Consider the following 18,632-nt stretch of genomic DNA (forward strand, 5'->3'; position numbering starts at 1 on the left):
ATGGCATTAAGGAACAAAACATTTACAACTCAACTCTATAGAGCTGAGTATTCTGTCGACGAAGAGCAAGTTGGTTTGCGCTTAGATCAATTCTGTCAAATTTACCTTGAGAGTTTTAGTCGAGAGGATGTTAAGAAGAAAATTAAAGTAGGTGATATCAAAATTTTGGATCGCCCTGGTAAAAATCGACCACATTCAAGACTTCTCTTTAGAGATATTGTCATCATCGAAACAAAGAAAACTACACATGAAGACGAATACTGGCAAGGAGAGCTTGTTCAACTCAAAGAGAAACCAGAAATAGTTTTTGAAGACGATAATATAATTGTGATTTCAAAACCACCTTTTATGTCAACACATCCTACTGGCAAACACATTTTTTATTGTGCTACAGTTTATTTTGAAATGATCTACGGACACACAATTCATAGCATTCACAGATTAGACAGAGAAACCTCCGGAATTCTTCTTTTGGGAAAAAACCCAAAAGCTTCTGCAATTTTAACTGATCATTTTGAAAAAGAGCTTGTTAGAAAATGTTATTTTTTTATGGCAAAACCAAAACGTCTAGTAAAAGAGGGTGATGAATTCTCTGCAGATGAAAGGCTTGGAGCAACAGAAGAAGGATTGAAGAGGGTCTATATACATCACTTCCCTATTGATTCGATTCATGGAAAAAAAGCATTTACTCATTTTAAAATTCTTAGGGTTGAAGGAGATTACTGCCTTGGGCTTGCTTTTCCAAAGACTGGCAGGCAGCATCAAATCCGTGTTCACGCTATGATTAGAGATATTCCACTTATTGGAGATAAACTTTACCTTGGAAGTTTTGAGATGTTTCAACGTTTTAAAGACAATCTTGCAAGTAGAGAAGATCACCAATTAATGGAACTTCCAAGACATGCACTTCATTCCATTGCTTTGAAAATTCCATATCAGGGAAAAGATCAAATCTTTCAGGCCCCCATTCCACACGATTTTATTCCTTGGATCACAAAGAATTTCACATGTTCACTAGACGAGATTGAACAAATGATAAAATTACAAATTAATGAGTATTTCTCAAAAAATTGAGTACTCCATACGGGCCTTCATTGATTGGGCCTTCCAGAATAGTATGAGGACGATACTTTAATTTACTTATAATATTAGAAATATTACTCACACCAACAGTATGCTTTAAATGCTTAAACATGGATTCATCATTTAAAGAATCTCCAAAAAAAACAGTTTCATCTAAATCTACTGCAGGAAAATACTTTTCAACTAAATATTTGACTGTTTCGTATTTTGAGATTTCTCCATACCAAAAATTTAAATGAACGTTAGATTGAGAATAATGAACACCTTTTTCATCGAAAAGTGATTTTACTTCTCTCATTATCGTTTCATCTTCTAAACTTCTAAGTTCAATCGCTCTATCTGTTTTTCTCCCGGCCGAGTCAACAGAAAGTGAAAGCATTGGAAAATTGGAGATCACCTCTGTTGCAATATTTTCGAGCTTGTTCAAATTTTCTTTAGACACAAGAAATTCTTCTTCGAGAAGTCCATGCTTATTTTTCTTAACGATTACACCTCCCCCTTCCATGATCGCAAAAGGCATAGGGAGATGCGAGATAAAAAAATGCCCCCATGAAACACTTCTACCGGAAACAATAATTAACTCTGCCTTTTTTGAATGTATTTCATTAAGGATATCAAAGAAAAGAGACTTTAAAACATGTCCATGAGTTAAAGTCCCATCAAAATCAGAAAAATATAATTTAAAATCCATTCAAAGCTCTTAATTTAAAGGGAAATTTACCCCCAAAAATACAGCAGTGACAGAGTTTCGTAAATTGATTGTTGTTTCTAAACTTGCTGTTAAATGTTCATAGTTTTCAAAAGGTATTTTTCCTGAAATTCCAGCACCTGCAGCAACAAATGTGTCATAGGTCTTGTAGGTATCATTTAAACCAATTCCTACAGGTAAAGAAAGAAAGGGATAGGCCTCTTTTCCCCAAAATGAGAATCCTTTAGAAACGATGGGGGTTAGTGAGAATGAATTTTGAGTTGCCCTAAATTCTTTTGTAAATTCATAATTTAATTTTATTGAGACTTTTGGTTGTTTCATATAATCAGGGATAACTTCATAATCTGCACCAATAAACAATCGTGCAACCCGATCTCCACCAGATATCCCCATTCCAGCATCGGCCACAATTTTTTGGGATACTTTTTGAGTAAAACGTCCTTGGAAGCCCATCCCTCCACCACTTGAGAAAATACCTGTTGCTTCAGCTGAAATCATTTTTTTATCAACTAACATGGGATAATTAGAAATTCCAAGTCCATAGGAAAAAGCACTTGAAGTTAAAATGAAACAAATGACACAAAAAAAGTTTTTAAACATAGAACACTCCTTGCAAATAAAACCATCTTAATCTGCTTTAAATGTATCAGTCAAAATGCGCAACGAATCATTTGCAATATTTTGATTGACGATATTCATACAGATCTTTATAAATACACATCCAACTAAGCATTTATGGTGGACGTAGTTCAGTTGGTAGAGCGCCAGATTGTGGTTCTGGTTGTCGTGGGTTCGAGCCCCATCGTCCACCCCATTTTTCCCCTAAATCAAAACTTTGTCCTCCAAAGCCACAAACCTCTGGTAACCAAACAATCTCTAGTTTATTTTCCTTCAAAACTTTGATTTCTTTAATTAGGTTGTTGAAAATAGCCTTTTTCATATCATCGCTTGCTCTGCTCAACTTCTTAAAGACTTCCTTCATAATCTCCTTTAAAGGCATACAGTCTAAAGACTCAGAACGAATTTCATCTCTTTTTAACTGAAGGCTTTCTACCGTATTTAATAATTCATCTTTCTTAACTTTTGATTTAGATACGTTCTCAGAAACTATCGAAATTAACTCTTTCATTTGCTCAGAGCTTCCAATTTCAGTCATACTTTTCACATATCCCTGAATTTCTCCCTCAATCATATCGATTTCTTTTTGAATATCGAGAATACTAGAGTCCACTAATTCCAACCTATCATTCTTTTTCTTCACCATCTCTCTAACAAGAGAAGCCATCTCTAAATCATTTTCAAAGATTTTAAATGAGTCTATTACGGCCTTTTCTAAAGCAAGAGCATCCAACCGCTTATCATGCTTCCCTGCCTGATAATAAATCTTATCTCCCCCCATTGCCCCTGTGTACCTTTGCCCTGCCTCTGACTTAATCAAACCAGAAAGTGGGTAAATCCTATTTTTACCTTTTCTATTTACGTTCCCTGACTTTTCCATTCTTTTTATTTTATTTTGTACTTGTTCAAATAAATCAAAAGGGACAACTTCGCCTGTGGGTAAATCTACATATATATCAGGACTCATGTCATCAATGTCCTTTGGAACTTTTAATTTACCAATATATTTCTGATTAACTAACAAACGACTCAAATACTCTCTCGTAAACTTTTTATTTGTCTTTGAGCGATAACCATAACTATTGATTGTTTGTACAGCTTCAGTATAAGTGGAACTATTCAAGAAAATCTCCATTACATGGACTAGGATTTTCTGCTCTTTTTTATTTATTTTCCATACTCCCGTCTTCCCCTCAACCTTATCAAACCCTAAAATAACTTTACCTCCATGAATTGTTGCATTATTTAACGCCCTTGCACGAATTGAGGAACGGGTTCTCTCTATAATTAACTGTCTTTCAAATTCAGCAATAACAGCAATAATTTTCACAATTAAATCTGAAAAAGGGTTGCCCGGTTCATAGGATAGCCCTCTCATGTGAATTTCAACATTGTGCTTTTTGCAAAGCTCTATAAAACCACAAAAATCTCCTAAGTTACGACTTAACCTAGAAAGCTCTTTGGCCAAAACAACATCAATCTCACCTCTACGAATTAACTTTTTAAGCTCTTTATATTTCGGTCTATCCGCAGTTCCACCACTTATTGCATCCTTTTCTGCTAGTACATGAATTATTTTATATTCAATACCTGAACTCAAAGACTTGCCTTGTGCTAACTCTTTGCAAATGTTGCCTTGCTGTTCAACTGAGTTATGTTCCTTTGCCATTGTTTCTTCGTCTGAAGTCCTTGCATACACAGCACAATATTTAATCTTTTTATTACTATTCTTCATAAACTCCCTCTTCTAACAACAATCTCAGCCCTTCAACAAAACAAGGGCGGTTCACATCTAAAACCCTAACATTGAAGGACTGTAAAATTTTTCTCTTATCCTTTCGTCTTTTCTCTTTCTTTTCTTTATTCACACATTTTTTGCACCGTGAGCTATAAGCATTTCCTTTTTTGTGAAAACTGTCTAAAGGCAACAATTCTCCTTTAAATTTACAGTTTTTATTTGTACACACCTTCATCTCTACTCTCTCCTTAAAGAAAGCGAAGGTGGTTCTTCCTACTCAACGCTTAATACAAATTGATTAAAATAGTCTTGATGTTACTTTCTTCTCTAACAGAACAACTGAACCGTTCTTAAAAGAAACCGTCATCTCTCCCCAAGCACCTGTCTCATAAAACTCATCAAAGATACTGCGAACCTCTAGTAAAGCTCCTTCAAGTTTCTCGTTTTTTGAGTGTGCATAAAGGCCTAGGGCCATCAAGTTATTATCTTCTTTATTCTCAATCTTTTCATTGCTCATAACTTCCTCCACTTAACGCCTCATTCATTCCCTTCAACACTTCAATCTTCTTATGCTCCCAATATGCAGGGTCATGCTCCATTTGATATTCTTTATAGAGACTGAGAAAATCCTTCACCAACTCCTTTCCCGTTTTAAAGATGCTATTGCAGTCTTTTTGAATGGTGAAAGAAGCATAATCAAACGCATCGTAATCGAACCCTGCAAGAGTCTCTATAAGAAGCCCCTCTAAGAATTGCCTTTCTAAATAATTCATATCCAACACCCTATACCTCCTTTTGAATGAGTGATTTCATACTATCTGCTAATTGGTAGTTACTTTTTCGCTGTTTATAGACAAGGCCAGCCTTCACAAGTTTGCTGATTGAGCGATACAAGTTAGGTGACAATGAAGAGTTAATTCGACAAAATCCATTTCCAACTTTGAACATATCTATAATTTTGTCTGAATACTTAGGGCAGAGTTTGCGAAACTTCTTTTCGCAGGTCTCATACGGATAACTTAGCTCATTCAACTGAAATGAATTACTTAACAGCTTCACAAATAGGGATGATGCTCGTTTCCTAAGTCCTGCCAAAGTTTGGATTGGGCAAACTTCTAAAAAACGATAATCTTTAGTTCCTTTACCGAAGTAGTCTGAAGTGAACTGAACCTCGAACTTGATAAGGTCATCGTCAAACCTATAAATTTTAAGAACGACTCCACCAAGCTCATCATTCTGAAATCTGAATTTTATTTCATCTTGAATTGTGCCTTCAGTAGTTATTCTTGCTGTAACATACCCATATCTATCCTCGATGAGTTTCACGAGTCTTTTATAATCCTCTTTCGGACTGAAACTTCTAATTACCCAAAAGAACTCTACCGTCTTAAATTTATGGCGAAACTTATAATCCCTCTTGAACCTGTGTTGTTTGAAAATAAAAATAGATTTATAAAACCTTTCTGCTTTATCTATCTCTCTTTTTAAAACCTTCTTAACTTCACGAAAGACTAAGTCATGTAATGAGTAAATCAATTCATTCTCGTGGGCGTTATCATTGCCTTGAAGAGTGAGCTTCAGCTTATCATCAAAGAGATACGCTCCGAAACGAACACCATTTCCAATGGTAATAATCGTTCCCCTCTCATCATAAGTTCCAAGAGAGAGAAAGGTATAAAAACCAGACTCATTTCTTTTAGAAATATTCTTAGGAGTTGAATGATGGCTTGGGTAATTAAAATGTGCAATTACCTCTCTTGAATGTAGCCTATCGTAAAACCTGATATAGCTATCACCTGAAGGGCCATAACTAGAACTTATCTCAAGTTTATCCAAGCAAGGATTTTCTAACTCACTAGAGTCCTCACTTTGTGCAATCGCTTGCATCTCGTCTAAGGTTAGAGGCAATTTGCCTTTACGCATTAACTTCTTGTTTTTAAGGAAACCTCTCTTAGGAATTACAGATTTTTCTTTCTCTTTGTATTCTTCCCCAAGAGAGGATTGCTTTGCCTTTTTCTTTATCATGTCCTTCTCCCAATATTCGTTTTTCTTGAGAGCAAATAGAACATTAAACAAGATTGATTGGCCCTGTTTTGGAGGGTCGTGAAAAACTCGAATTGGGTCGTATGATTTCAGATTTAGGTAGTTTCTTTGATAACGCAAAGTTTAATTCTATTATTTAAAGATGGATAGACTTCTCCTTCTTCACTCTCTCCAAGAATAAACTGATAGGCCTTAGAGTCTTTAGGAGATTGGCTTAAAATTGGGTCTATACTATCTCCATGAACAAAATCAAACTTCTCAAATAGCTTATAGTATTTATTTGTTTTGGATTGCTTGCCATCAACTTTTCCGAAGCGAACTTCACTAAACTTAGCCATGACTTCATCTTTCTGAACGGTATTTTTCCCTTCTTCAAACAAGCTATACGCAGAAACAACTCCTGCTCCTGAGAGGTCAGAAATATCAACGATACATTCTCTAAACAAGAGTAGTGGGACTCCCTCTAGTAAAACCAACTCATCTCTTGGTGAAATTGAAAGCAAACCACTATCATCAACAAAAGAAAAAATCGCATCTAAGTTAATTATGTTGTCGTTGCATAAAGAGGCGAACTCGTTTCTTTTTAAGTAATCAATGAAAATATATTTATCTTCTTCAATAGGCTTTTGGAGCTGAAGCACTTCCTCAAGTCCTTCTTTGCTTATCTCAAAAGTATCTTTCTCCTTCGAGATTAAATTAAAGTGGTTTCCCGTTTTACTAAGTAGATTTTTTTCTGGAAGTTCAGGAGCAGACCTTTTTTCATTCAAATTTACATAAAGTCTAAGCTCATTTTTGATAGCTTTCGCAATCACACCAAAAATATCAGTAGATAACTTTTCTGCTAATTCTTGAATATAAATTCGTTCTCTAACCCTGTTACTCAAATCAATTTCTCTTGTTCCTAAAACAATTCTCATAGGGACGGAGTCCAAAGACTCCTTCCGTTCCTAAAACCTGTATTTACTGTAACCTATCGGAATATCTAGGTTTTTCATGAGTAAATAGGTGTAAATGACTGAATTAAGGCTGATTTTGCTCTAGGTACTTTTGAACTATTCGATAGCAATTTGAACTACTGGACTTTGAGGCTTCTGCAATCTGCCTATATGAGAGACCCTGCTTAAATAGATTGATTACCAAATCGTGGTCTATCTTTCTCGCTCGGCCAAGAGACTTTCCATTGGCTTTAGCTAACTCAAGACCTCTGCGAACACGAGCTGAAATTTGCTCACGTTCTAATTGAGCGATACTACCGACAACTGCCAAAATCATTTTGCCAATAGGTGTAGAAAAGTCGATTTGTTCTTGAATGGATATAAGCGTCACGCTCATCGAGGATAATTCATTTGTGACATCTAATAAGTGACTAAGGGAACGGGACAACCGAGATAGTGAAATCACTATGACAGTATCAATCCTTCCTTCTCTGCAATCTTCAAGCAACCTTCCTAGTTCTTTCCTGTCAGCTCTAGCACCACTGACCTTATCCGCATAAAACTCAATGCCTTCAAGGTCAAAGCCCCTTCCTTTGCAATAATTTATTGCCTTTAACCTCTGGCTTTCCAGACCAGTATCTTGCTTATCTGTACTAACTCTAAGATAGATAGCCTTCTTAGAAAGATAATCTCTATACTCCATGTTTAATTATAACACGTCACACCATTTTATGCCACCGTTTTATGGTATCATATATTGCAACTACTTAAATACAGGTGAACTTATGGCAAAATTCAAACCGAAAAAAGAAGGTAAACAACAAGAAGTCGCTATAACAGTCAGACTTCCAGAGGACATTCATAAAAGATTGGCAAAGTTCTCTGACAAGGAAGACTTGAGTATCAATAAGATGATTACTCAAATGATAGAACACTGCTTAAATGAAGCTAATGGATAATTTCAGAATAAGCTCTGTCCTGCTCTGCTTGTCTAGTGGCCCAATAAATATTTGCATCTCTAAGCTCATCTAAAAATGTATAGGCCCTCTTCTCCGAATAATCCTTAACATAAGAAGAATAACGCATCCTAAAGTATTCCCTTGGATAAAACCCATCTCCACAAGGACTCATATACATTCTCTTGCAATACTTATCCCTTTCTCCTGAAACCCGATACCAAAAGAGGTGGCCATGCCTTGGTAACCATTGAATACAAAACCTAAAATCCATTATAAGAGGCTTTCTATCTTCACTAAGATTGGTGGGCATTATGCAATGAACTCTAATAAAGTCCTGACTCAACTTTTCACTTCTCACCATTAGTTGCAATGACAAGCCCTTAAAATATTCATTATCAGGTAAATAAGTAGTGATATTCTCCCAATTTGTAGAGCTTTCCATATTTTTGATTTCATCAATTTTTAATAATTCTGTTATATCCAAATGAAGAAATGACTCTTTCAACATTGGCTTCTCTTCATCCGCCAATACAAGATATTTATTTCGGTCTATACCTAAATTTTTAGAAATCTCTGGGTCATCTATCGGATAATCAAATAGTTCTGAGTTAAAAATCCTACCTTCTTCAAGGTAGAGTGAAAATAATGGTTGTTGCTTTCTCCTTTCAATCACAGAGTCAGCTAGGGCAAAAGCATAAGCAGGATTTCCTACAGGCTGGCCCGTTGCTGACTCAATAGCACTAAAGATTAAATTATGTTTCGTATGATTACACCACCACTCTTCACCGCATCTTTCAAGCCCTTCTTCAATCATCCCTAAATAGAAACGAAAGTAATCTTCCAATGCTTCAAAACATAAATCATTCGTGGCAAAGCTAAACTTCTTCGCAATTCTTTGGCCAATCTGCTTTTTCGTTAATGAAACATATTTGCTCAAGAGCTTGTAAAAACCCCATCCTGAAGCCTTAGACATCTTGGCTACGATTTGTACTAAACAATAATCCTCATAGCTTTTAAATTGATTTGCAGGCTTATTTATAACCGAAAGAGGGCGACCACGACTTTTCTCTTCTTTCCTTCGAGGCTTCGGTGTAAATGTCCTTCCACACAACTTGCAGAGATACCTCTGCACATAGTTGCGACCTCTCCTGAACTTTCCATATTTCCTTGCCACACTCTTAGATGGTCGTGATGACCTCTTTCGACAAATGCAATCGCTTGCATTACTTTTCTTATCTTCCATTCAACGATTTTATACGAAGAATGAAGATGATATTTGACCAGAACAATTTCAAGAGCTTAATCAAATGCAAATGATTGCATTTAATTCGAGGGGTACAACTTCTTCCAATCTGAGTAATTTAACAAATGAAAGTTAGCCTCAGGGGCACAACTAAATGTTCTGTGCTTATATCTTAGTTGGTTTTGAAGCCTGACACTCTCTTTTTTATTTGAAATATCAATTTCTATATCTGTGTAAATGTTTATTTGTAATCCTGTCGTTTTATCCGTCAACTGAGAGGGTTCTGTAAAAACAGCCTTTCCTAAAACTGACACATCTTTTTCTGACTTAATTTTTCCCGCAAAAACTTCCTTCGAGCTACTGAAGCCAAATAGCTTTTCCGTCTCCCTATACTGAAGCATATATTTTATTTTTGAAGCAAAATGACTAGGGTTTTGTATTAGGCCCTCCATTAAATTGCTCGTTACTTTTTTAGAAACATCTTTAACTAAAGCCTCTCTTATTTTAAACAGTTCTTTCAAATCACCATTTTTAGAAAAATCTTTTACCATTACTTTCAAGTCAGCCTTTTTAAAGATTTCTGATATTTCTTTTAGATTTAAGCTCTTCAATGAAGAAATATCCCCACTGAACACAGCCCTCTCTTTACCATCTATTATTACTTTCCCTTTCGACAGTTTCACAAAGCCTCTACTGTAACAATCTGCAATAACGGTAATCAAGTAACTCGCACTAAGTTTAGGGGCGAACTCCCAAAATGGTTCTTTAAACTTTTTGATAGGCTTCTCACAAAAGGTTTCTAACAACTGCTCAAAACCGCTATTTCTTATGATTTTGCTAGAGTCTTTTAAAGACACTCCCATTCCATCAACATAAATATCAGAACTGTCCTCTTTATGATTTTCAACACCAGACCAACTCAGGTTTTTTCCCACTAGGCCATAATCACTTTTTAAAACATTTGAAAGCTCAATTCCCCTATCAAAAAGATTTATATTTTTTTCAAAATCTTTTTTAGAGACACTGATTTTGCCTTCTCCGTACTTTGCAACTGTACCAATAAAAGACTTATACTTTTCATCAACGCTTTTACTAATAATGTCTTTATCAATAAAGCCAACTAATACTGAAATTTCGTGAATATCTGATACTTGAGCAGGCATGACTTAGGTGTTGAAAAAGTCAGACAAAATGTCCAACTCATCTTGTCTTGAAAAGGGCGTATTGGCTTGTTCATCACACAAGATTGCTTTAACCTCATCCTCAATAAGCTCATTTGCGACCTTATCCACTTCAGCTAGTCTTAAAAAAGTTTCAAAATTAAAACCTAAAGACTCAAGGTCTTTCCTTATACCAAGCGTAAAGAGATTGGATTTCTCTAAAAGAGCATAATTTTCTAGCTCTTCCAAATCGCTTGAACAGCCAGAATAGAAAAAACAAAGCGGTCTCTTTGAAATCACTTCGTTATGGTTTGAATACCTATCAAATAGTATAATTTTGTGCTGATTTTTTGGATTGTTTTTGCTTAAACGAGCTAACTCCATGTATCTCTCCGTTGATACATAAAATTCTATTTTGCAGAAAGCAAAGAGTCAAAAGAATAATTATTTTAAGGTTTTAACCTTTCAAATATGAAATTTACTTCTTAAATACTTTTGGCCACAACTCTTCTATTCTTTTTGCTAAATGATAGGCTAATAGAGGCGGAACTGCGTTACCAATTAGCTTGTAGGCTTCAGAACTACTAACACCCACGCCTCTTTTTTCTCCAACAAACTTATAGGTATCAGGAAAAGTCTGAACTCTACAACACTCTCTAATCGTTAGCCTTCTTTCAGATAATCCTTTATTAAGTTCTTTTGAGATTTCTCCGCCATGTTCTGAAGACAGTCTTCTAAACTCAATATTGCCATGATGCTCTGCCCTTATCGTTGGACCAATCTTATCTAAGTTAATTTCTTTATTACCCTGACAATGCTTTCCATACCACTTTGCTTTTGAATAAGACTTTTGGTCAGGGTCATTCGTAAATTCAGGCTCTTTTAAGTCTTTGAAGACTTTTTTCAAAGGAACAAAAGGCACTAAAGTTCCGCAAGTATTTTCTTCTTTATTTAAGTAATGTGTTTTTTTAGGAAAAGGCGTGAAATCTTCAGGAATTTCATTTTTAGATAGAGCTTCCAAAGCCTTCTTTTTAAGCAGGTCTTTTCTGAAACCAATAAAAAATACTCTCTCCCTAGACTGAGGTACACCATAATAGGCGGAGTGTAATACTTCTCCATTTACTACTATATAGCCATCCTCTCCAATTTCTTGAAAATCATTTTGAATTATCTCTTTAACGTCACCTAGCGAAATAAGCCCTTTAACATTTTCAGCTATAAACATTTTTGGGCGAGTGATGTCTATAACTTCTCTCATCCACATATAAAGTTTGCCTCTATTCTCTTCAGTAGGGCCTTCACCTAATAAACCACCATGATGACTTTTATGTGAGCTAAAACCTTTTCTTTTCCCTGCTACAGAGAAATCCTGACACGGAAATCCGCCTGTTACGACATCAATGTTTGAAGGAAATACCCCCTTCTCTCCATCCCAATATCGTTTTACCCTATCGACAATACTTTCTAAGTGAAAAGAACCATTCTCAGCATCGTAATTGTTAATAAAGAAATTATTCCATGCCTTTTCAGCACCCGGACGAATATCATTAGCAAAAACTGTCTTAAATCTTGTTGGTGCTAGTTTAATCCAATCTTTTCGAGTTTCTTCCTGTACCCAATCAGAATGAATATTTTGATTAACGCTATCTTTATGAACCTCAAAAGCACCTTCAAAGCCCAAATCCATGCCTCCGCACCCACTAAAGAGGCTAAGAACATTTAAGTCTTTTAAACTTTTATCTGTTTTTGTACCTGATTTCTTTGATATATTTTTAGACTGATTTAAAGCACTATCAAGCATTTCTTCTCCATAAACCTTGTAATAATAAGTAATTGGAAGTTTAATTTCGCGTTTAGCATCATGTCAATTCTATATTTAATGTAATTTCCCAATCTCAGTTTTTCTAACTACTTAAACTTTTTTTAAAACGGCAAGAAGCTGTTTCCAAAACCTTAGTTAATACAAACCCACTCTAAGGTTTAAAAACTCTATTTAAGAGGAAGTTATTAAATGCAGTCATGAAGCATACAATCAAACAATGAACCAAGCTAGGGGCTATCCTATATCCCTTAGAGACAAAATTTGATAAACAGTTTTTCCGTGCCATTTCCCTCGCCCTGTTTTTGTGGGAACTTTCATTGTGTTGAGAACTTCAGCAATCTTCCTATAACTAAAACCTTTGTCCCTAAGTTCACGCATTTTCCGAATTGTTTCAGCCTCTCGCTTATGTTCAATCAATTTTCTCTTCTCTACTTTTTCTCCATACCCAACGCCACGCTTTCTTTTCTGGTTAGACCCAACTGGTCGAAGTTCGATATTGCACTCTTTAAGTCGTTTTAATATAGTCGTTCGGGAGGACGCCACAGACCTCGAAATTTCGGCACAAGAGAGGCCTTCTAAGACATATTTTTGGTGGAGGAACTCTTTGGTCAAGACTTCAGGCTCATGAAAGAAGTCAATGATATTCGACATTTCTGAGGGAGGACGGTATTCTCGATTAAAGGGGCATAGACCACCCCATTTTTTTTTCTAGGACAAAATGATCTCCTGGGCTACACTAATTATGACTCCCATCCCTTCATGGTGGAACACGCCGCACTCAACACCTCAACGACAGGCATAAAGCACTTTCAATCGATAGTTATTGAAGTTCCTATATCCGTAAGCCCGCTTCTGGAGCTGCTTACAGACGTTGTTATAACCTTCTGTTCTTGCATTCGTCAGCCTTCTTTTAAAATAATTTAATATTTCTACTCGCCATTTTTGTAGTGTTTATCGAAAAATTTTGAGTTTAAGGTCAAGCTGGAGCAAACACATAGAAATGGATTCGTCTACATAAAGAGGACGAAAAAATTAAAAATAAATTTTGCTAATAAATAATGTTAAAGGAAGATTTAAGTTCAGGATAAGTAGGGCACATGTAACAAATAGAAAAAGAAAATATATTAATATGATTTTTTCTTAGGATCGTGAAGATTAATAAAATCCAATAGACGTTCTCGAGTAACGGTTTGGTTGTAGTAATAGAAATCTCCTTTGTTTTGTGACAAGGATTCATTAGATTGTTGACTTAACCATAATATAAAATCTTCAGCTTTGGGGCCAGAAAATGATTGAATTTCATTACTTTCATATCCATCACTAATTTCACAATATGAAATAGATCCGTCATGCTTTATTAAAAGCCCTGTACCACAGTAGTCTCTATGAGAATAAAAAAGACCTTCAAAATTATTAAAATTATTCGTTGTTTCTTTTGGTTTCAATGAAAAAAGCTTATTATAAACTTTATTAGCAATCTCTATTCCAAATGGAGTAGTGTTAGACTTAGTTATCCAAGTCATGATTCTTTGTTCAATCTCATAAAATCTTGGCCAAACTGTTCTGGTTACTTCAGATCCTTGTAGGACATTTAAGCCAGAGCAATTCCATATTATAATGTCACCAGAATTTTTTTTATTACTTGAGTCGTTGGAGGTTAATATGATTTCAAAAGTGTGTTTTTCCAAAGTTTTTTGATCATGAATCTCAATTAAGCAATCCTTAAAGACAATTTCTTTTTCATGAGAATATTCCGTAGAAACTGGATTTTCATGAGGACCAAAACTCCAAAGATTTCTTTTAATCAAACTACTGATTGGATGATAAGCTAGAACTTCAGTATTTGGTAAAGAGTCCTTATCTAGTCTTATTAAAATTTCAAAATCATCACACACGATTGTTTTCCTTTGAAATAATCTTTAATTTTATGTTCATAAAGGTCACTTACACGTTTTCCCTAAGATCTTTCGTGGCATTTTTTAACGGTTATATTTTCTAAAACTATATAAAAGATTTAATATATCATCAGACCTATTTGCAAATTCAATTGGTTCCATTTTCCTATCTAAAAATTCAGTAAATCCCTCAATTTCATTCTTGTCATTCTCGGTCAAATATTTAAAACCCATCGACCAACCTGGAAATAATCTCTCTTCTACTTCTTTGCTAACTAATGTTATACAACCTCGATGTCTATTATCTTGTTTTATAATCTCATAAAGTGATTTCACCTTATTTTTCTCACCTTCAATAATTTGTATAAAATTTCCTCCTCCATAAAGTAGCATTCCGGTTAAATTATTTTTCTTATTATTTTCTACACTGTGATCTAATAAAGTTAATAACTCTTCTTTACTCATATCACGTACAGAAGTACTCACATAAATCAATTGAAACATATTCACTCCATATAAAGATATCTACTCACAATCTTTTCTCTTATGATAAAAGCAAGAATTTCAAGTTGCAAGTCTTACTCGATCAAGAATATCTAGATAAACCTAAGTCTTTAGCTAAACTTCTTAGAAAAAACAATTTAATGGATGACAAAACAACTGGAGTTATTATCAAGGAACAAAGTTCCCAGAAAAATTCAGAAAGAGAAGAGTTATTACAGCTATAATATATTTCAAAAATTCTTGGTAAATACTGATTACTTTCGCATTCAAGAGTATTCTCCATCATTGAACGAGTCAAATTTCTCACTGGAAATCAATCAAGAATCATCATACGAGTATTGATTATAATTTTTTTCTATTTCGCATTTAAAAATTTTACAATCCTAATTTCACAATAATTAATGGAGTAATCAGTTTTAATTAAATTTAAAAATATCTGTAGTTAGAAAATTTATCTGTTAAAGAAAAAATTTAAACCCTTCCTTAAGAAATACTTCTTATAGGATATAAATATACTGAAATTCAGAAGTTTTAAAACTTATTGTTATTAATATTGCAACAATGATATCTATTAATGTCCCCTATTGCAACAAACTCGAATAACTCATAATGTAATAGAATAAACTATCTTGAAGGTTAATAAATGTCAGTGAATACAGATTATACAATTCATTTGTTAAAAGATTTACTGGAGGTCTTAAGTGTTTTCAAGCAAAAAAAAAGTAAAATACAATTTCCGTAATATACATAAACATTGGGTTGGGGATGGCTTTCATGTTTATAATTTATTAAGGCCATCAGAAGAATTAAATAAATTCATCAGTCCATTTATACTTATCGATTATGCAAGTCCAGAAATATTCCCAAAAACAGATATACCAAAAGGAGTTGGTGAACATCCTCATCGAGGATTTGAGACTGTAACATTTGCTTACCAAGGCGAAATAGAACACAGGGATTCTTCTGGTGGTGGAGGGATTATAAAACCCGGAGATGTACAATGGATGACCGCAGGTAAAGGTGTCGTACATGATGAGTTTCACTCTGTAGAATTTTCTAAAAGAGGCGGAATCTTTGAAATGGTTCAACTCTGGGTAAATCTCCCAAAAAAAGACAAACTAACGAAACCAAAGTATCAAGGAATTAAAAGTAAGGATATTCCAGTCATTAAAATAAACAATAGCACAAATCTTAGAGTAATCGCCGGTGAATATGAAGGAACAAAAGGCCCATCATCTACTTTTACACCCATAAATATTTTTGACATTTCTAGTTCAGCAAAAGAAAACCTGCATTTAGAGTTAGATGAAAATACAAATACTGTTCTTTTGATTCTAAGTGGAGAATTAGATATAAACAACACAAAGTACATGGACCAGAGCGCAGTGATTTTTGAAAGAGAGGGAAATGACTTAAATTTTACCACATCATCAAATTTCAAAGCACTCCTCTTAAATGGAGAACCAATTGATGAACCGATGGTCGCTCATGGCCCATTTGTCATGAATACAGAACTTGAAATTGTTGAAGCAATTACTGATTACCAAAATGGAGTAATGGGCAAATTATAATTTATATTTCTAATCTACTCATTCATTGATGTAACTTGTCGATTCTATTTTATTTCTATAGAATTTTTAAAAAATCTTCAAATATATTACACTAGGTGGAATATGATCCATACAATTTTAAAATCTGACATTCGAATTTTCCAAATTATTGTCATGAGTTTACTGCTAGGAACAGGTGTTTTCGTCTATGATTTTACTCTAAATTACCAACAAGTTGCTTTAACATTTATCGCAGGAATTCTTAGTCAGATTTTTTGGATCCATCATCTTGGTCTTAACAAAAGTAGTCTTTTAAGTGCGGTCATAACATGTTTAGGACTGGCCCTACTTCTTAGAGCAAACTCCCTTTGGGTGCACCCTTTAGTAAGTGTAATTGCTATTAGTTCAAAGTTTTGGTTTCAGGTGAGTAAAAAACATTTTTTTAACCCTTCGGCCTTCGGTATTGTACTGGCCTTGTTGTTTTTTCCTAACACTTGGTTATCACCTGGTCAATGGGGTTCAACTACCTCAAGCGGAATTTGGCTGGCAGCAATCGGTTGTCTTATTGCCTCAAGAGCAAAAAGAATAGATATCTCTTGGTTGTACTTATTCTTTTATTTAGGTGGTCTGTTTATACGAAATCTTTATCTCGGTTATGAAATAGAGATTTTCTGGCATTCTGCCTCTAGTGGTTCACTTTTGCTCTTTGCATTCTTTATGATTTCAGATCCTAAAACATCTCCGGATCATATTTTTGGTAAAATCATACTAGCGTTAATCATTGCCACTCTTTCTTTGTTCATGCAATATTATCTATATATAACAAACGGCCATATTTACGCTTTGATTGGTACCTCTTTTTTTGTTCCCTTATTGAACAAATGGATTCAGGCGGAATCTTTTAAATGGAGAAATAATGAAGATTTTAGGGTTTCAAATAATCATCTTAATGTCCATAGCTAATCACCTCCAAGCATTTTGCGGTTTCTATGTCGCGAAAGCAGACACCTCTCTGTATAATAAGGCCTCTCAAGTAGTTTTAGTAAGAGATGGAGATAGAACCGTAATTAGCATGATGAATGATTATGAAGGCGAACTTCAAAATTTTGCCATGGTTGTGCCAGTTCCTACTGTACTAAAAGAAGGACAAGTTAACGTCGGTGAAAAAAAACTTTTTTCTAGAATCGATTCGTTTACAGCACCAAGACTTGTTGAGTACTTTGATCCAGATCCTTGTGCACCAATCATTCAAAAGTCATTTTTTAGTGGAATGAAAAATTTGCCAACAGATACAATGCGAAACACAGGAGGGGGAAGCAATTCTCATGGAGTTACAGTTGAAGCTCAGTACACTGTGGGTGAATATGATATCGTCATTCTCTCCGCTAAAGAATCAAATGGTCTTGAAACATGGCTAAGAGAGAATGGATACTCAATCCCCAAGGGAGCAAATCAAGCTCTCGCTCCGTATATTAAACAAGAAATGAAATTCTTCGTCGCTAAAGTAAATCTTGAAGAACAAAATAAAATGGGTCTATCTTATTTAAGACCACTTCAATTTGCTTTCAACTCAGAGAAATTTATGCTTCCAATTCGATTGGGTATGCTTAATGCAAAAGGTCCACAAGAACTTTTTGTCTATGTTCTCACTAAAAATGGACGGGTAGAGACCACTAATTATCAAACTGTAAAGTTACCTACGGATGTAAATATTCCTGTTTATGTAAAGAAAGAATTCGATACATTTTATCGCTCAATGTTTGACCAACAAGTGAAAGAAGAACGAATGAAGGCCGTCTTTACTGAGTACTTTTGGGATATGGGTTGGTGTGATCCTTGTGCCGCTGACCCACTTTCAAAAGAAGAGCTAAGAGGTCTTGGTGTTTTTTGGGTCAATTCTGACAATGCTCAAAGTCAGCTACGCCCATTTGGAACAGGAGCACAACCAGTTAAAGTTACTCGACTTCATCTTCGTTATACTAAAGAAACCTTTCCTGACGATCTTATGTTCCAAGAAACTAAAGATAAGTCGAATTTTCAGGGACGTTATGTGATCAATCACCCTTGGGCAGCTGATGTGACAAAATGCAGTGAAGCGAAAACATACTTAGACTCACTTCCTTCACGTTTTGAAAAAGAAGCACAAAACCTCTCGAACCTCACAGGGATAGACATTAATGAAATCCGCAAAAAGATAAAAATTCAGTTTCCTCAAGTAAAAGAAGATAACAAAGAAAGTTGGTGGGAAGGTCTGTGGAAAAAATGAAGAATTATCCAAAACAATTTCAAAATTAAGTTGCCTATAAATTTCAAATAGTTATATGAAATAAATTATCTGACTAATGTGTACTGGTATATCTACCGATAAGTAGC

General features: G+C 34.8%; 22 protein-coding genes, 1 tRNA gene and 2 pseudogenes. 7 read left to right on the forward strand and 18 right to left on the reverse strand.

The window, feature by feature from the left end:
• The gene (locus tag H6622_10905; GenBank protein MCB9062022.1) at positions 1-1,074 is read left to right on the forward strand and encodes an RluA family pseudouridine synthase; all 1,074 of its coding nucleotides are present in this window, start codon (positions 1-3) and stop codon (positions 1,072-1,074) included.
• Here H6622_10905 and H6622_10910 read toward each other — a convergent pair.
• Both H6622_10910 and H6622_10915 read right to left on the reverse strand, forming a co-directional pair.
• Positions 1,049-1,774, reverse strand: a complete 726-nt coding sequence (locus H6622_10910; GenBank protein ID MCB9062023.1) for an HAD family phosphatase — start codon at positions 1,772-1,774, stop codon at positions 1,049-1,051. The genes H6622_10905 and H6622_10910 overlap by 26 nt on opposite strands.
• 9 nt (positions 1,775-1,783) lie before the next feature.
• On the reverse strand, positions 1,784-2,392 hold the full coding sequence (locus H6622_10915; GenBank protein ID MCB9062024.1) for a hypothetical protein: 609 nt from the start codon (positions 2,390-2,392) through the stop codon (positions 1,784-1,786).
• Positions 2,393-2,530: 138 nt separating this feature from the next.
• Between H6622_10915 and H6622_10920 the strand changes: the two genes are divergently transcribed.
• Positions 2,531-2,606, forward strand: a tRNA-His gene (locus tag H6622_10920).
• A gap of 684 nt (positions 2,607-3,290) precedes the next feature.
• Here the strand turns inward: H6622_10920 and H6622_10925 are convergent.
• The 7 genes and pseudogenes from H6622_10925 to H6622_10955 form a co-directional block, all read right to left on the reverse strand.
• Positions 3,291-3,545, reverse strand: a pseudogene (locus H6622_10925) (recombinase family protein).
• 108 nt (positions 3,546-3,653) lie between these two features.
• A pseudogene (locus tag H6622_10930) lies at positions 3,654-4,145 on the reverse strand (recombinase family protein).
• A 301-nt stretch (positions 4,146-4,446) separates the two neighbouring features.
• A complete protein-coding gene (locus H6622_10935; protein MCB9062025.1) occupies positions 4,447-4,665 on the reverse strand; it encodes a hypothetical protein in 219 nt (72 codons plus the stop codon).
• Positions 4,655-4,921, reverse strand: coding sequence for a hypothetical protein (locus H6622_10940; GenBank protein MCB9062026.1), 267 nt, complete (start codon positions 4,919-4,921; stop codon positions 4,655-4,657). Before H6622_10940 ends, H6622_10935 begins: the two co-directional genes overlap by 11 nt.
• A gap of 10 nt (positions 4,922-4,931) precedes the next feature.
• On the reverse strand, positions 4,932-6,173 hold the full coding sequence (locus H6622_10945; protein MCB9062027.1) for a hypothetical protein: 1,242 nt from the start codon (positions 6,171-6,173) through the stop codon (positions 4,932-4,934).
• Positions 6,174-6,286: 113 nt separating this feature from the next.
• A complete protein-coding gene (locus tag H6622_10950; GenBank protein MCB9062028.1) occupies positions 6,287-7,108 on the reverse strand; it encodes a hypothetical protein in 822 nt (273 codons plus the stop codon).
• A gap of 103 nt (positions 7,109-7,211) precedes the next feature.
• The gene (locus H6622_10955; protein ID MCB9062029.1) at positions 7,212-7,829 is read right to left on the reverse strand and encodes a recombinase family protein; all 618 of its coding nucleotides are present in this window, start codon (positions 7,827-7,829) and stop codon (positions 7,212-7,214) included.
• A gap of 82 nt (positions 7,830-7,911) precedes the next feature.
• On the opposite strand from H6622_10955, the gene H6622_10960 reads away from it, so the two are divergent.
• Positions 7,912-8,085: a toxin-antitoxin system HicB family antitoxin gene (locus H6622_10960; protein MCB9062030.1), complete on the forward strand. Its 174-nt coding sequence runs from the start codon at positions 7,912-7,914 to the stop codon at positions 8,083-8,085.
• On the opposite strand, the gene H6622_10965 is transcribed toward H6622_10960, so the two are convergent.
• The 9 genes from H6622_10965 to H6622_11005 all read right to left on the reverse strand — a co-directional run bounded on the left by H6622_10965 (position 8,075) and on the right by H6622_11005 (position 14,709).
• Positions 8,075-9,058 carry a hypothetical protein gene (locus tag H6622_10965; GenBank protein MCB9062031.1) on the reverse strand — a complete coding sequence of 328 codons (984 nt, stop codon included), beginning with the start codon at positions 9,056-9,058 and terminating at the stop codon, positions 8,075-8,077. The two genes, H6622_10960 and H6622_10965, sit on opposite strands and share 11 nt — an antisense overlap.
• A gap of 62 nt (positions 9,059-9,120) precedes the next feature.
• Positions 9,121-9,309 (reverse strand): hypothetical protein, encoded by a 189-nt coding sequence (locus tag H6622_10970; protein ID MCB9062032.1) that lies wholly within the window; start codon positions 9,307-9,309, stop codon positions 9,121-9,123.
• 99 nt (positions 9,310-9,408) lie between these two features.
• Positions 9,409-10,491, reverse strand: coding sequence for a hypothetical protein (locus tag H6622_10975; protein MCB9062033.1), 1,083 nt, complete (start codon positions 10,489-10,491; stop codon positions 9,409-9,411).
• 3 nt (positions 10,492-10,494) lie between these two features.
• Entirely contained in the window at positions 10,495-10,872 is a 378-nt protein-coding gene (locus H6622_10980; GenBank protein ID MCB9062034.1) for a hypothetical protein, read from the reverse strand.
• A 94-nt stretch (positions 10,873-10,966) separates the two neighbouring features.
• A complete protein-coding gene (gene dcm / locus H6622_10985; protein ID MCB9062035.1) occupies positions 10,967-12,289 on the reverse strand; it encodes a DNA (cytosine-5-)-methyltransferase in 1,323 nt (440 codons plus the stop codon).
• A 255-nt stretch (positions 12,290-12,544) separates the two neighbouring features.
• Positions 12,545-12,961, reverse strand: a complete 417-nt coding sequence (locus H6622_10990) for a recombinase family protein (GenBank protein MCB9062036.1) — start codon at positions 12,959-12,961, stop codon at positions 12,545-12,547.
• A 135-nt stretch (positions 12,962-13,096) separates the two neighbouring features.
• Entirely contained in the window at positions 13,097-13,237 is a 141-nt protein-coding gene (locus tag H6622_10995) for a transposase (GenBank protein MCB9062037.1), read from the reverse strand.
• Between the two features lie 197 nt (positions 13,238-13,434).
• Positions 13,435-14,205, reverse strand: a complete 771-nt coding sequence (locus H6622_11000) for a hypothetical protein (protein MCB9062038.1) — start codon at positions 14,203-14,205, stop codon at positions 13,435-13,437.
• Between the two features lie 84 nt (positions 14,206-14,289).
• Positions 14,290-14,709 carry a BLUF domain-containing protein gene (locus H6622_11005; GenBank protein MCB9062039.1) on the reverse strand — a complete coding sequence of 140 codons (420 nt, stop codon included), beginning with the start codon at positions 14,707-14,709 and terminating at the stop codon, positions 14,290-14,292.
• A gap of 65 nt (positions 14,710-14,774) precedes the next feature.
• On the opposite strand from H6622_11005, the gene H6622_11010 reads away from it, so the two are divergent.
• The 4 genes from H6622_11010 (at position 14,775) to H6622_11025 (ending at position 18,525) form a co-directional block, all read left to right on the forward strand.
• Positions 14,775-14,933, forward strand: a complete 159-nt coding sequence (locus H6622_11010) for a hypothetical protein (GenBank protein ID MCB9062040.1) — start codon at positions 14,775-14,777, stop codon at positions 14,931-14,933.
• Positions 14,934-15,452: 519 nt separating this feature from the next.
• Entirely contained in the window at positions 15,453-16,280 is an 828-nt protein-coding gene (locus tag H6622_11015) for a pirin family protein (protein ID MCB9062041.1), read from the forward strand.
• A 102-nt stretch (positions 16,281-16,382) separates the two neighbouring features.
• Positions 16,383-17,222, forward strand: a complete 840-nt coding sequence (locus tag H6622_11020) for an RnfABCDGE type electron transport complex subunit D (GenBank protein ID MCB9062042.1) — start codon at positions 16,383-16,385, stop codon at positions 17,220-17,222.
• Positions 17,176-18,525 carry a DUF2330 domain-containing protein gene (locus H6622_11025; GenBank protein ID MCB9062043.1) on the forward strand — a complete coding sequence of 450 codons (1,350 nt, stop codon included), beginning with the start codon at positions 17,176-17,178 and terminating at the stop codon, positions 18,523-18,525. Before H6622_11020 ends, H6622_11025 begins: the two co-directional genes overlap by 47 nt.
• Positions 18,526-18,632: the final 107 nt, after the last annotated feature.

The organism is Halobacteriovoraceae bacterium (assembly GCA_020635115.1).
Classification (GTDB): Bacteria; Bdellovibrionota; Bacteriovoracia; order Bacteriovoracales; family Bacteriovoracaceae; genus JACKAK01.